A 14,557-nucleotide genomic window follows, 5' to 3' on the forward strand; every position below is an offset into this window, starting at 1 on the left:
TTATACCATGAGCGTTCAATTCAAAACAGTAGCTATTGATGGCATCAATATCTTTTACCGGGAAGCTGGTCAGCGCGACAAACCGAAAATACTCCTGCTGCATGGATTCCCTTCCTCATCGCACATGTACCGCGATCTCATCCGCGACCTGCAACAGGACTTTCACCTCGTAGCGCCCGATTATCCCGGCTTTGGCAACAGCGATATGCCGGCACTCAATGAATACGAATACACCTTCGATAACCTGTCGGTCACCATCGAAAAGTTTATCGAAGCGATTCAATGGGATAGCTTTGCGTTATTCATGCAGGACTATGGATCGCCCGTAGGTTACCGCATAGCCCTGCGGAAGCCGCAATGGATCAAAGCCCTGCTTGTTCAAAATGGCAATGCTTACCTCGACGGACTCGGACCCGCCCTCGACGATGGAAAACGTTACTGGGCCAACCGGAATGCCGAAACGGAAAACGTCATGGCGCAGGTCCTTACCGTCGAAGGCACCCGTTTTCAATACCTCAATGGTGTGGGCCAACCGGAGAAGATAGCGCCCGAGGCCTGGCAGTATGACCAGTACTTCCTCGACCGGCCCGGCAATAAGGAAATTCAATTGGCGCTGCTCTACGATTACCGCAATAACCTCACATTATATCCGGCCTGGCAGCAATGGTTAAGAGATAAGCAACCACCTGCCTTGCTCACCTGGGGAAAAAATGATGTGTTCTTCACAGAAGCAGGCGCACGGGCTTATTTGAAAGACCTGCCCAATGCGCAGCTACATTTGTTCGACAGCGGACACTTTGCACTCGAAGAATACCATGAAGAGATCGCTGCATTGATCAAACCTTTTCTGCAGCAACTGGCGTAACGATATGAATAGCTGCGACTCTCTTCGGGGTCGCAGCGCTATTCACACCCGGCATTTCACCGGGTTTCCTGCAGCCGGGCTGCTTATTGGTTTTTCATAAATCGAAGCGTTTGCGTTTTACCTTGCCTGTTGGTGGCTTTCAGGTAATATTGGCCCTGACTAAGTCCGGTGACATCAATACTCAGGGCATTGCTGCCGTTTGAAGACAGCGTCCTCAATACCTGTCCTTTGATATCAAGGATATGAAAGGTGAATGATTCGGCAACCGGGATGCTAATGTTTAAGACGTTGCTGACGGGGTTGGGCGACAGTTGCAGACTTGATTGCTGCCCTCGGCCTGGTTTCAGGATTACAACCGTACTGTATTGGAAACGGCCGTCCTTGTCCAGCATTTTGAGCCGGTAATAGCCCGTTGGTTGCAAAGGGTAGTTGTCGACGAAATTATATTGATGATGCCCGGCGTTGGTGGCGCCAATAAACCCCGCCTTGATGTAGTCAATGCCGTTATAGCTCCTTTCCACCTCAAACCCTTCCATATTTTCTTCCTGTTGGGTAATCCATGTTAAATGAGCACGCGTGCCTTCCAACTTTCCTGTGAAAGAGATCAGGTGGAGGGGAAGCGTTACAGTAAAAGGAACGAGGTAGTCCTCTACTTCCCCGTCTTTGAGTGCGCCGGTAAATTGAGCGGTGGTAATAGCTTCCGTAGAAGTTCGGATGCGGGCGTAAGTATGTGTAGTGCCCGCAATGCCGCTCAGCGTAACGTTGTTCCAGGTAAAAGTGATCGTGCCGCTGGTGGTGCCTCCGGGCGAACTGGCAGTTTGTCCTTCTCCTGCATCGAAGTTGCCATTGTTGTTCCAGTCGATCCAGGCCGCGAAGTTAGCGGCCTGTCCGGTTGTATTGTTGAAGGTAGTGGTCAGCGAATAGGTGGGTATGGTTTGTGATAGGTTGCTGTTGTTGGGAATGATGGGCACCACAGCGATACCATCATCGTCGGGGTCGGTATTCGCAAGGGCACTGGGTGTGCCATCGGGTTTGGTGTTTTCATTGGTGCCGAGCGTTAAAGAGCCGACCACGCCATGCGAGGCGCCGCCTGAAGCCAGCAGGGTAGCGTAGGAGTCGGGCAGGTCGCCAAAGTCGGGGCTTACGCGCACGACGATCGGACTTAGTCCCGAGGTTTGAGTCGTTGGGGCAGCCGGCACCTGCCAAAGTCCCCACATCAGGAAAAAGCTCGTGATGGCAGCGTTGGGGTCAGTGGGCGTAAAAAGCGCCTGGCCTCTAACATCATCCGGTGGAAAGCCGCCACCAGCTGCCCGCTGAATGATATAACTATTGGGGAAGTTGGCCGTAGCGGCGGCACCCAGTGTACTGGTGATCAGTGTACGCCAGTTATGCCCGGCAGCAGAGGTATTGATGGTAGTAGCGCCCACGGCATCGATACCCGAAGAACTGTTGATCTGGTCGTAGGGCACCAGGGTAGTGCCATTGTAAGCGAAAGACGACACCCATTCGGCATTGCCCGGATTCGTATTCGTTCCATCGATATCTACTGATAGGAAACTTATTTTGATGGTGGGCCGGTCGAAGTAAATGCGATAGCCGATACTGTTCTGACAATTGTTGTTGACACCGCCATCAATGGTCGCCGAAGAAGTGGTCTCGATCACGGAGAACTGCGTGGGTGTATGATCGCCAACATATTGCGGCAACGTGTTGCCGGTAAAAGTGCCACCCATTTGTGGGCCCGGCTGGCCCGAGGTGGCGGAGTGCACGCCGGTTCCGGTAGTGATCTTGTCGACTTTGACAATGGTGCCGTTGGGCAGGCGAAGGCCATTGGGCATGCTGTTGAGGATGGCATTGATGGAGAAACTGTAATTCGTTTGTGCAAGGATGTGCTGTGTAGCACACAATGCCAGCGTAATCAGGAGGACGAAAGGTAGTAGTAGTTTCATGAGTAAGAGTTTAATTGATAACCATAGTTGACACCAGTCAGCCCGTTTTCCCGCCAGAACGAGCTACTTGTTGTCGGTAGCCTAAGGGTATACCTGTAGGGTTGGCGTATGCAGAGCAGGGTTATTGAAATGAAAAAGACCGCTGCAATGCAGCGGTCTGGTCTATCATGCCGGGAGTTGCTGATCCCTTATTTTGCAGCGGACACTTTGCATTGGAAGAATACCACGAAGAGATTGCTGCGCTGATCAAACCGTTTCTGCAGCAACTGGCTTAGCAAACTAAGTAAGCGGATTATTGAAAGATTCGTTTAACCGGCGGACAATATATAACTGTAAAGGCAGCCTCAATAAATGAGACTGCCTTTACTTGTATTATCTTGATGGTATTGCCTTCCGGATCTTAACCTTTGGTAATAGCTGATAAAAATGCCTCGAAACTGTCTGCTATCAGTTCTGTCTCGCACTTGAATGATCCTTCCTGGTCGGATCCTTCTGCTTTACCGTCGGATTGCTCGTCTTCTTCAAGGTTGTCCTCATCGTCATCGTCATAGAACTCGTCGTTCTCGGGATGCCCGGTATATTTTACCAGGTAAACAGGGCAGGGGTCTTCGGCTTGTAGCGAATTTATATGATGCCGTGGAAATACGATCAGTTGATACTGAAACTCGTCGGTGCCTCCTATTGGTTTAACATCTGCAAAGCCTATGGGCTCAGTGTTACCTGTTTGCTCGCTCACAGCCAACCGGATGGATTGGTCAACCATGCCTTCCATGCGGTAGCCCATGTCTGTAATAAAACTTCCTTTATAGGTATGCTTCGATTTGTCGGTAAACGTAAACGGCGGGTGTTCGACCAGCCGGCCGCTTGAAATGAAATCGGCCAATGGAAAAGGTACCCCTGTATCGTGAGCTGTTCTGTAGTAACGAAGAAGGGTTTCGTTTGGATTAGGCGGCTTTTGAGTGGCTAAATATTCCGCTTCAGTCAGGGTGCCTTCCAAAAATGGTTTTATGGCCTCCCAACCTTTTGAAATTATCTTCTCAGGTATATCGGTTATTTTGTTTTCTGTAATGTTGAGCACCTTAAACTCGGGAAGTTTGCATAGTTCTTTGGGAATATGCTTTATCGAACACGCTTCCAGGTCAAGCAAATACAAGTTCTTCAATTCATTAATGAAACCTGGTATGGCATCAATTTGATTGTTTTCGCGCATTTCCAGGTATTCAAGCTTGCTTAAGGAGGCAATCCATGAAGGGATTCGGGAGAGTTGGTTGGAGGAGAGGTCGAGCCTTTCCAGGTTTTCCAGGTCACCAAGTTGATCGGGTAAATGCAGGGTGGCCGCTTCGATATTTTGCCCGTTGTGCGAAATAGTCAAAAAGCATAAGTTCTTGAGTTGACCGGTTTCAGCGGGCATTGATTCGAGATGCTGATTTCCATGAATGGATAGGTAACGTAAATTGCTCAGTAGTCCTATTGACGGAGGTAATCCTTGAATGGCTGTATATCCGATGTCAAGAGACCTAAGCTGGGTAAGCTGCCCTATTGTTTCCGGGATAACTGAGAGTCCCCGACTTTCATTGATCGTTAATGATTCGAGAAGCTGTAAGTTGCCAATGCTTTGTGATAGGTTTTTTATGCGGTTAAACCGAAGCTTCTTCAACGTTGTTATACTGCACACATACTCTACCAGCTCGTCTGATTCTGCAGCTTGCCAAATCTCTAAGCTGTCGGTAAGCCCTTGGCGCGCAGCGAGGATTTCTTTTAGCGTGCTAACAGGTACACCCGGGAAATGCAGTAATATTTCTTCAAATCCCTCACTCAGTTTTTTTTGCGCCAGTTTCTCTGCTTCCTGCAGGCAGGCGTCTGCAGATTTTAGTTCCTTTTTAGAGACCTTTGGCTCTCCGAAATCGGCAATTTGCTCCGTGATCAGGAGATTGCCTGCTGTGGTAATGCTGAATGACTTTTCTTTGGCGGCTTGTAATAAAAAGTTGCGTGTCATGGGGTAGGGGAAAATATTTGTCTATTGGATATGGGTTATTTTTTTGCCGGTCTTTAAGGCTCATTTGAAAGATAATTCCCGCCGGATTCACTATTAAGTGTTTTTGGCCGGAATGTCAAAATGGACTGCTTAAGTCACGTATTGGCTGTTTGAAGATTGAGGGAATGGCGTCTTGCATGGACATCAAAAAAGGGCCCCCAAAGCAGGAGGCCCTTTTAGTCGATCATGCCGGGAGTTGCTGATCCCTTATTTTGGAGGCACGAAGATCTGTTTCAATTGTTCGATCAATACACCATTGCCATTTAGGCTGATGTTGCTGATCTTATCGGCGATCTTTTCCACGTATTCCATTTCCTTCAGCTTCCATAGCATGGCGTTGTCTTCCATCAGCTTGGCGGTGTTCAACAGGCTGCGGGTGCTGGCGGTCTCTTCCCGGCGCATGATGGTATTGGCCTGGGCTTTCTTCTCGGCGATGAGCACCTGGTTCATGATCTCCTTCACATCACCGGGCAGGATGATGTCGCGGATGCCAAAACCGGCTACTTCCACACCCAGGTCGGCAGCGCTGGCTTTCACATGCTGCAGGATGAAGGGAGCGATATTGTCTTTCTTCTCCAGCAATTCATCGAACGGCAGGGTGCTGATGTATTCGCGCAAAGCGAGTTGAAAGGAGATGTACAATTGCTTGTCGTATTCCTTGTTCAGCAGCAAAGCCTTTTCGATATCGACAACCCGGTATTGGGCCCAGGCGTTGATACGCAGGGCGGCCTTATCACGGGTCAGGATTTCCTGACCGTTGATCTCCAGTTGTTGCTGGCGGGTATCGACCTTGCCGAAGTTGACGGCGATATTGTTACGGAACCAGTAATGGGTACCGGTATCCAGCAATTTCACATATTTACCATCTATGAAGAGCGCCACTTTTTCGTGGTGCTCTACGGTGTAGGGGCGCACATAGGGCATCACTAGTTTGTGTTGCAGGGTGGCACGGCTAAGACCTTCGGTGATCTCCACCTTGCTGATGTCGAGCCGCACGAAATGGTGCGGTACCACACTTTTCCAGAAAGCGTAACGGCCGGTGGTCAGTACTTCTTTCAGTAAACCATTCTCGTAGTGCAGCACCAGTTCATGGTCGCCGGCCTCTACGATGTGCAGGGCTTCTGCGAGATCTTTATCTTCCAGCAGGATGTTCAGTTCTACCGGTGGGTTGAATGGGCGGGTAACATCGTAGATGTTGACGGCCGGGTTATTCCAGAACCAGTAGTTGCCTTCACGCAGCATATGCTGGTAAACACCGCGCTTGAACACGAGACCCACTTGCCAGGTATTTACCCTTACTTGTTTCATGTTGATTGTTTTTATCGTTGTTTTAAGGTTTTAATGTTAAAGTCAATACCATTTGCCACCTGGCCATAGCGGAAGCATCGGAAGGGTTCTGCTCGGGGAAAACAGCTGCTGTAAGCTGCAAGGGCTGGTTCGAAATGCGCTGCGTTGCAGTGCATGGCCATTCGGCATGAACAATGGCCCTGCTGACTTAACAGCATAAGGATTCCCGTTGCAGGCATGCACGATACCTGCAGGCACTGGCCGGATTGCTTCCCGTCAACGAGCACCGGTGAAGGTGCATCGGGATAGGCCGCCGGCAAATGGTACTGGCTTTAAGTAGATCGCCATTTGAGAAGCGGCGTACTTCTTGTTTCGCTACATCCTGAGTGTAGTGTTCTACCGCTGAACTACAATCCCTGACTTTGGGTGGGACTGGTTGGAGTCGAACCAACGCACAAATCGTCGCTCTAACCGCTGAGCTATCCCGGTTATTAGTCGGGTAGGGGAATCGAACCCCTGACCTACGATCGATTGGCGGATACTGTACCTGGCTGCAACAGCATACAGCGCGTTACGACGGCTGCACTGCGGTGCTTTGAAGACACCTGCCTGGGTTGCGGGCTTTGGTCACAATATCCGTCTTGCCGTGAAGCAAGCTTTTATACGAAATGAATGGGGCGGGCGCTTCGGTTGTCTGTTTGAATCGGTGGCGCTGTTGAGCGCCTGGCCGTTCTCGCCAACGGGCGGTCGATCGTTGTTTTTGCCAGGTCGGGGTTTTGATCGTCCGCTGCCGGGCGCCCGCTTCCATTCATCGTTTGTTGTACTGGTGTTTCTAAATGGCCTTATCGGCGCAACAGGAACTTGCAAAAGCATAAGGCTTGGCTTTGAAGGCAAACCCCATCCCCATGATGTAACCCATCGCATCTTTTAAAGCATGGTTACTCTGGAATTGCGGGTTGGTGTTGATATCCGCATGCACTTCCATGTCTACATCGTAAGTAGTAAACAAGCCGCAGAGGCCGTAGGCTACTTCTATACTTTTGCCCACCTCGGTCAGCATCCGTTCTTTCAAACTCATGCGTTGACGTGAGTTGTCGCTCAGTACATACATAAAACCTCCTTTACCTTTACGGAGGAAAACGATCACCGTGGCGAAGGCGGTATTACCGGCCCTTACCTGGCTATCGGTTCCGATGCACACTTTAAGATCGTGCCCGTTTGCTTTTTCTCTGGCCAATACCGACCGGATCTCGTCTTCGATCGGCCGACGGATGGCAGAACCATCCAGCCGCTGCCATTGCTGTTCCATTGTATTTGTGTTTTAGGTTTCTCTGATCATATCCATTATCTGGGTCAATGATTTGTTCTTAATTCCTTTATCTTTTATCCTGGTGGAATACCGCCAGAATTTGTTCCCACAGCTACCTTCCAGCAGTTTTGTGAGTCTTCCCCGGTGCGCGTTCCACTCCAGGTAGTCGCATATCTCTGCTAATCTGGCCTCGATCACTTCATCACGCTTCTTGACCTTCGTGACCATATTCGGTCGTACCCGCAGTGCAAAACGCCAGGGTTCGTTGAAAACAAAACGTTGAGTAAGGCGGCCCTGACTGTCGTACATATAGACCTCATGAAACTGCCTTCTTTCTGCCTCCGAAAAGTGTAGCTTTTCAAAATGCCAGGACGTTGGACTCAATAGGTTTTGTGGCTTCACGATAAACTTGTTCGACCCATAGCGGCGCTTGCGTATCATGAAATCCTTTCTGTGGCTCCAGTCATGTGTGTTGATCTTCTTTAGAATGCCATCATAAAATTCTGCATGCTTGCTTCTGGCAACATCTTCACGCATTACGAAGAATCTTGCCCATCCCTTTTGTACTGGCGGCACCAATGGTTCCCAGCCGAGGTTAGCAAGCAGGTCATCCAGGGCGTCGGATTCCCTATCCAGCCTCAACAACTTTTTATCGAAATCTTCGCGCTGCGCTCTTTTCTTTTGGCGGGCACTGCGAAGCCGGTAGGAGAGGATATCCTCCCCATATTCCTCAATAAGTTTTCTGTCCATAATGATTCGTTTGTTCCTGATCGAAGCACGCGGTAATTACCCGCGCATACCGTTCCTGTCATTATGAACTTTGAATTCCTTTTCATGTTAATCGTTTTATTTAGTTACCCCGGCGGGATTCGAACCCACAACCGGCCCGGTAGAAACCGGATGTTCTCTCCGTTGAACTACAGAGCAATGTTTTAGTCGGCCCGGTGAGACTCGAACTCACAACCCTCCGGTTAAAAGCCGGATACTCTGCCCATTGAGCTACAAGCCGAAAATGTGATGACTGACAGACTCGAACTGTCAACCTGTACCGTATCAGAGTACCGCTCTACCATTGAGCTAAGTCATCGTGGTGCAACCACCGGTCTCACGGGTGGCTGCTATTTGAACTATGTCCCAAATAAAAAAGCCCGGTCGTTGGTCCGACCGGGCTGCTGCTGCCTGCTACTGCTTTCACACAGTACAGGGTTGCACACAACACGGTCGTTTGGCTATACTTTCCCCATTGAGAATGAACATCATACCTTTACGACTATACGCACACGTATCCCAGCCGGGGCATTGTTTGCCTGCCCGCATCACGGTAATCCTCGTATGACCTGCCGGTAATAGGTTCATTTGAAAATTTTAGTTATAAAAAAAAGCCCCGCAATCTCTTGCGGGGCCTGTGTTATATCGAATTCGTTGTTTCAACTCATTCAGCAGTATAACCCGCCCCGCATACGGAATCTTCGCTCACGCGACCGAAGCCGTTTCTGATTGCGTATGTTAAGGGAAGTTGTTTCATCTGCTGTTTATTATTTTGTTTTGCTGTGCAAAGATGGAAATAATTTTCCGTTGTTGCCAAATTTTCTGTGTTGTTTTTTTGAATATTTTTTTACGTCATGCAAATTAGTGCATGCGAAAAGGTGTCTGTAATGCAGTCTGGTGGCTGGTTACAGCGACTTTCTAACGATCATCCGGAATGGATTTTTTACCTGCTTCACTTCTTTGTTCAATAGCATCTGTGCGGCCGTCTTTCCCATTCCCTCAAAATCGGTAGTGATCACCGTGATCTCCAGCAACTCCTTCAGCACCGTTTCATTGAAGGAAATGATGCCAATGTTTTTGCCGGGTTGCAAGCCGGCTTCCCGTGCTTTTTTGATCAGTTGAGCCAGGTCCGATTCTGCTGTAACGATGTATACCGTACCTGCCTGTGGTTCTTCGCGGTCCAGGCTCGATACAACATCAAACTGTTTCCGGTGCTTCAGGCAATACTCCGAACAACCTTCTACAATATCACGCGGGTGATTGCTCTGCATCGGGAACACGATCGTGAGGCGGGTATATTTCTTCAGCAGTTTCTCCGATGATTCCAGTACGTCGCGGATATCCTGTTTGAAATCCTGGTACACCGTCATATGGTGCTTACCCAGTTCCGGAACATGCTTGTCCATGATCAGCAGCTGCGAAGTGGGGATGGATTTCAAAACTTTCAGATATGCCTTCTTGCTGGTCTTGTGAAAAAAATGCGGCATGATCACGTAGTAATGATACTTGCCGGTATTGGCTTCCAGTATCTCTTCCAGCCGCCGGATATCGTAATGGTGCACCTGCAGGTCCACCACCGCCCTTTCCTGCAGGGTGTCGATGAAGCTATAGTAGATGATCTTTTTGTAAGAGCTCAGCTTGTTGAAGATGAGCAGCACTTTGATCTTCTTGTCTTTTTTACCCACCACATAATACCCCTTGGCAGGCACGGCATAGATATAGCCTTCCTCGATCAGTTCGCGGTAGGCTTTCTCGACCGTGTCACGGCCATAATGATAGGTTTTGCTGAAATCGTTGATGCTCGGCAGCTTGCTGTGGGGCTTCAGTCCGCCGTTATCGATGGCCATGGATACGGAATGAACGATCTGCTTGATCTTACTGGGTATATGGCTTACGTTAATACTGAGCGGCTTCATGGCGAATTTTTATGAGGGTCAGGTTGCTTATCCCGGTAGCAGCGACAGGGGTCAGTGCTAAGACGGAAACATAAATATAAAACTCCTATGCGTATTAATGTAAAAAAGACAGCAGATCATCGGAGACACCCGGTGATTGGGTAGACTGTATCGGCGGGCAAACGTTTGCGCTGGCTGTACTACCGTCAGCACTGGTACAGTGATGGAATGTCTTATGGGCGGGCTGTTCCTTTCCGCCATTTGTTCCATTGCTGCCAGGAGAAGAAGATAAGCAGCACCCAGGCAAACAGGGTGGCGATCAGGTTGGTATTGTCGGGCGTATGGTTGACCGACATCATATCGTTGAGCTTCGGGTTGTAAAATACCTGCAGAGGATCGCCGGGTTTGAGTTTGTGGTATTCGGCCTCGTCGATCGGGATCAGTCTTTCCTGCTTTTCCTGTACCACCGTGGCCTCGTAGGTATAGAACCAGGAACTGCGTTTCGAAACAGCCCGGCGGCTGGTGGTCAGTACCTGCACGGTTTCTTCGTGCCCGCCTTGTTGCAGTTCGTTGTGGTATTGGTAATAGCGGTAAGTGTTGTAGGTGAAGTAAGTCACGCCGGTCAGCAACATGCCAATGAACACAAAACTGCCGAGTGAGCGGAGCGCCCGCATACCCGTAAGTGTGGCCAGTACAGCGCAAGCCAGCATCACGCAAATGCAGCCCAGCAGCAGGGTGGCCATCAGCCATTTTCGTTCATCGTTCCACTGGTTGACGATCGTAAACCCGATCAGGCGCGAATGGTTGGGATTGTTCCGGAAGAAAGCATGCGACCGCGGTTGCCTGAATTCATCGAGACCGGCATGGTAGAACAACTCGATGCGGTCGCCGCTACTGAGCCAGCCGCTATCCTGTTTGTAACGGAGCTGGTAAGGTTTGTGGCCATGTGTGAAGGTGATGTATGCGGCGTTGGTGAGTTGATCCATCCAGCGCTGACTGTTGCGGTCTACCTGGTCGATGCGAACAGTGAGCCGCTGACCTTCGGTGCTGATCTGCCCATAGCGATGTTCTTCCGTATACTGACCATAGCAAAACCAGGCCAGCCAGCCGACAAGAATAGTCATCACCAGCTGGCCGATAAAGCCCACTGCTGTGCCCAATCGTTGCGCAAAAGGTTTCAGCATACTACGAAGGTGCGTCGAAGTTTGAGTTTGGCGAATAACTCAAATGGGGGGAGCAGCCGGGTAAAAAGCCCTTTACAGCGTACAGCGTAGGCTGGCCCGTGCAGGAAGCCCCTTACAGCATACCGCATCGGCAGCCCCGGCCTTTGCAGAATGCAGACCACAGGCTGATAACTATTTCAGTACATCGAAATCCACCACGCGGCGCAGGTATTGTTTATTCTGGATCACCCAGGTGTATTCATTGCCCTTGAAAGAAGTGTTGAGCATGTAGATGTAGATGGTGTTGCCGTCGTTGGAAAGGAAAACGCCGTTGCGAGTCTTTGAGCCGCCGTCTTTGTCGGCATAGAAAAAGCTGGGCTCATACAGGTCAAAGTAGGCTGTACGGGGAATAGCCACCGTATCCTTCCCGATGGTAACGGTAATATCTTCTATGGTGAGGCGCGGCATTTCACCGTAATTGCCATAATAGGGTTTGCCATCGATCTTCACCACATGCTTCTCTTCGAGCATGATCTTGTGTTTGGAGGGATCGAAAACACCGGTCTTGATATGTACTTTGATCTGTCCGTTGTCGAACGTCATGTAATCGGAGCCGTAGGATTTTACCGGAACGTTTTTAAGCGGCAGTTTGCTGATGCTTTCATCGATGCCGGCCATGGTGAAGCTGCTCACATCGGCCCGTACATCCTTCTGACTTATCTTAACGAAATTGTCTTTCTTATTGCGGAAATCCCGAAACTCATAATCCTGCGCCAGGCAAAACGTGCTGCAAAGGAGAAGTATTGGTAGTATAATACGCATAATCCGGATTTTGGATGAACCACGAAATTAATACGCGATCCTCATACCGGCAAGATGGGAGTTATTGTGCAGATCGGGGCAGCCGATCTGTTAAAAAAGCGTGAAGAAAGGGCGGGGGATGCGTGGTGCTCGTGTGCCCTGCTTACCCCGCCCTGTTTTCATTGGTTCAATTTGTTACCGCGATTCGGTGACTGCATCGTCCGGGTTCTTCTGTTCTCCGCGCGCTACAGTGGCTCCGTAGCCCCGTTCAGTATCCACGGCAGGTTGAACTTATGAAACTCGATCGACCGGTGACTGCTGCTGCTCGCCGGCACATCTTCATTGATCTCGATCAGCGCGCCTACTGCATAGTCGGCCGTTTTCGTCATGCTCGAATAGCCGCCCTTGCCCTGGTCGCAGGTTTCATCGTCGGTGAGCCAGTCGTGCGTGCGCCGGCTGATGGGCCAGGTAACACCTTCGTCATAACTCACGCGGATGCGCATCTTGCAACGCCTTTCCGTGCTGCCGGGATTGAGGAAGAAGAGCCGGCTGGGTTCGCCCGTATACCGCAACACCGATCCTTCGCACTTGGGATCGAGCAGGGTATTGTGTGGGGCAAAAGCACTCCAGCCGCCTTCGATGGTACCGGTAGTGATCCACCTTCTTTTGGCCGTTTCGAATTGTGCAGAGCCGGGACGATCATTGCGCATCAACCGGCCATCCATCAGTTCAATGATAGTTGGTTCGCCACTGCCATCGGGCACCATTTGGTATTGCCAGGTGGCGCCATGGTCGTCGCTGTAGATATTGCGGCGACTGGCAGGGATGATGAGGCGGCCCGGATGCGATTCGGTCGTCTGCAGGCCCACACCGGGGCCTATCGCATCCCAGGTAAAGCCGGGTGGCAGGAGGCTGCTGGTCTTATCGACGGGCGTGGCCCAGCTTACGCCATCGTTGTCGCTCCAGGAAACATACACCTTGCGCTCGCCCCAGGTATCGATGGGGTCGTAGCCATCGGTGCCACCCTGGTTGGTCGTGCCGGAATTCCACGACATCCACAGCCAGATGCGGCCGGTGTTGCGGTCAACCACCGCCGTTGGGTTGCCCCAGGTACCCGGACCCACGCCCACAACTTCCAGCAAGGCGCTCCAGGTGGTGCCATTGTCGGTAGAGCGCTTGTATACCAGGTTGATGTTGCCGTAGTCTTTGTTGTCGGCCATACGGCCTTCGGCGAAGGCGATCAGCGTGCCGGCGTTGGAGCGTACGATAGAAGGGATCCGGTACGAGTGGTAACCCTCCGACCCACCGTTAAAAAGTACCGTGGTGTTGTGGTAAGGACTGGCAGCGGCTGCCGCTGCATCGGTGCCCAGTTCGGCGTCGCTGGCCTTGGTCGCGGGCTCGGTAAGGTTGTTTCGTTTACAAGAAGCGTTGATAATGAGGATACTACAGGCGAGTACAACCAATGGCCGACCCGCAAAGAAGGGAGTTCTTTTCATAGACAAGTTCGTTTTGGGTGATTTTATGTGGTTATGTAATACATAATCAAATTACGGATTCTCCGGAAAAAAGCAAAAAGGATTTGATAAAGAGGGCTGGGACATAGGGGAGGGTGGCAGCTGACCGGGTCGGCGGCCCCAGGCGGCAGGGTGGTAGCCAATTGCTAGTCGAATGGCGGCATACCTCTCTGGGAGTGGTACGCTACCTCTACAGAACTCCTACAGAACTCTTAGTGCCTAAGGCCAGTCCCAGACCACCCTTAGGCCATTCCCAGACAATACCTCGAAAGAATCACGTCGGTTTGGTGACCATGCCGCTAGCCTTTTGGGCCATTGGTGTACCGGAGGGAGGTATGAATACGGTGTTGAAAGGGGATTAGGGGCGCATTAGGAGGCGAACTTTAGCTTTGTGGAGGTTTTTCTGGTATGATGGTGAGCGTGGTCTGTTGGGGAGATAATGAAGCCTGGTGGGGCATACAGTCGCGGCAGCGGAGCGAAAGCAGGGGCAACTTAAACGAGGGCAGATGTAAAGCCAGACCCGGATGCAGGCCTGTAGGTTTAAAGCTATTCCAGTACGATGGAGGTTGGGTGTAAAGTTATTTCAGCAAGACCTCGGTAGGGTGTAAAGCTATTTTAGTACGATGGGGTCTGGTGTAAAGCCAGATCCGGACGATCAGCAGCTTGTAAAGCTGAATCCGGACGAATACGGGAGGTGTAAAGCTATTTCAGTACGATGGAGGTCTGGTGTAAAGCCAGATCCGGACGATCAGCAGCTTGTAAAGCTGGATCCGGACGAATAAGGAAGGTGTAAAGCTATTTCAGTACGATGGAGGTCTGCTGTAAAGCCAGATCCGGACGATCAGCAGTGTCACGTCCTGAAATCGCTTTACAGTTTTGGGTAGTAAGTCTGTAACTTAAATTTACCCAAGTATGAATCTAAAGAAAGAAGGCCGGGATTCGATTTATGACAGCAGTTTGAAGATCACGGT

The 14,557-nt window shown here is 50.6% G+C and carries 10 protein-coding genes and 4 tRNA genes; 1 reads left to right on the forward strand and 13 read right to left on the reverse strand.

Annotated features, from left to right (window positions below; all coding sequences use genetic code 11):
* The first annotated feature begins 7 nt into the window (after positions 1-7).
* The gene (locus P2H89_RS19585) at positions 8-865 is read left to right on the forward strand and encodes an alpha/beta hydrolase (protein WP_275829974.1); all 858 of its coding nucleotides are present in this window, start codon (positions 8-10) and stop codon (positions 863-865) included.
* A gap of 83 nt (positions 866-948) precedes the next feature.
* Here P2H89_RS19585 and P2H89_RS19590 read toward each other — a convergent pair whose 3' ends face one another.
* From P2H89_RS19590 to P2H89_RS19650, 13 genes are all read right to left on the reverse strand, one after another.
* Complete coding sequence (locus tag P2H89_RS19590) at positions 949-2,814, reverse strand: GEVED domain-containing protein (protein WP_275829985.1); 1,866 nt, start codon at positions 2,812-2,814, stop codon at positions 949-951.
* Between the two features lie 400 nt (positions 2,815-3,214).
* A complete protein-coding gene (locus P2H89_RS19595) occupies positions 3,215-4,810 on the reverse strand; it encodes a leucine-rich repeat domain-containing protein (RefSeq protein ID WP_275829987.1) in 1,596 nt (531 codons plus the stop codon).
* Between the two features lie 246 nt (positions 4,811-5,056).
* Complete coding sequence (locus tag P2H89_RS19600) at positions 5,057-6,157, reverse strand: slipin family protein (RefSeq protein ID WP_275829989.1); 1,101 nt, start codon at positions 6,155-6,157, stop codon at positions 5,057-5,059.
* A 402-nt stretch (positions 6,158-6,559) separates the two neighbouring features.
* A tRNA-OTHER gene (locus tag P2H89_RS19605) sits at positions 6,560-6,623 on the reverse strand.
* A 345-nt stretch (positions 6,624-6,968) separates the two neighbouring features.
* On the reverse strand, positions 6,969-7,445 hold the full coding sequence (locus tag P2H89_RS19610) for a ribonuclease H-like YkuK family protein (protein ID WP_275829990.1): 477 nt from the start codon (positions 7,443-7,445) through the stop codon (positions 6,969-6,971).
* A 12-nt stretch (positions 7,446-7,457) separates the two neighbouring features.
* Positions 7,458-8,195, reverse strand: a complete 738-nt coding sequence (locus P2H89_RS19615; protein WP_275829993.1) for a hypothetical protein — start codon at positions 8,193-8,195, stop codon at positions 7,458-7,460.
* Positions 8,196-8,299: 104 nt separating this feature from the next.
* Positions 8,300-8,372: transfer RNA gene (locus tag P2H89_RS19620), tRNA-Arg, on the reverse strand.
* A 9-nt stretch (positions 8,373-8,381) separates the two neighbouring features.
* Positions 8,382-8,454, reverse strand: a tRNA-Lys gene (locus P2H89_RS19625).
* A 6-nt stretch (positions 8,455-8,460) separates the two neighbouring features.
* A tRNA-Ile gene (locus P2H89_RS19630) sits at positions 8,461-8,532 on the reverse strand.
* Between the two features lie 586 nt (positions 8,533-9,118).
* Positions 9,119-10,129: a GntR family transcriptional regulator gene (locus P2H89_RS19635; RefSeq protein WP_275829995.1), complete on the reverse strand. Its 1,011-nt coding sequence runs from the start codon at positions 10,127-10,129 to the stop codon at positions 9,119-9,121.
* 212 nt (positions 10,130-10,341) lie between these two features.
* Positions 10,342-11,292: a hypothetical protein gene (locus tag P2H89_RS19640; protein ID WP_275829997.1), complete on the reverse strand. Its 951-nt coding sequence runs from the start codon at positions 11,290-11,292 to the stop codon at positions 10,342-10,344.
* Positions 11,293-11,463: 171 nt separating this feature from the next.
* Positions 11,464-12,093, reverse strand: coding sequence for a hypothetical protein (locus P2H89_RS19645; RefSeq protein ID WP_275829999.1), 630 nt, complete (start codon positions 12,091-12,093; stop codon positions 11,464-11,466).
* A 224-nt stretch (positions 12,094-12,317) separates the two neighbouring features.
* Positions 12,318-13,568, reverse strand: a complete 1,251-nt coding sequence (locus tag P2H89_RS19650) for a sialidase family protein (RefSeq protein WP_275830001.1) — start codon at positions 13,566-13,568, stop codon at positions 12,318-12,320.
* Positions 13,569-14,557: the final 989 nt, after the last annotated feature.

It is taken from the genome of Paraflavitalea sp. CAU 1676 (assembly GCF_029223285.1).
Lineage (GTDB): Bacteria > Bacteroidota > Bacteroidia > Chitinophagales > Chitinophagaceae > Paraflavitalea.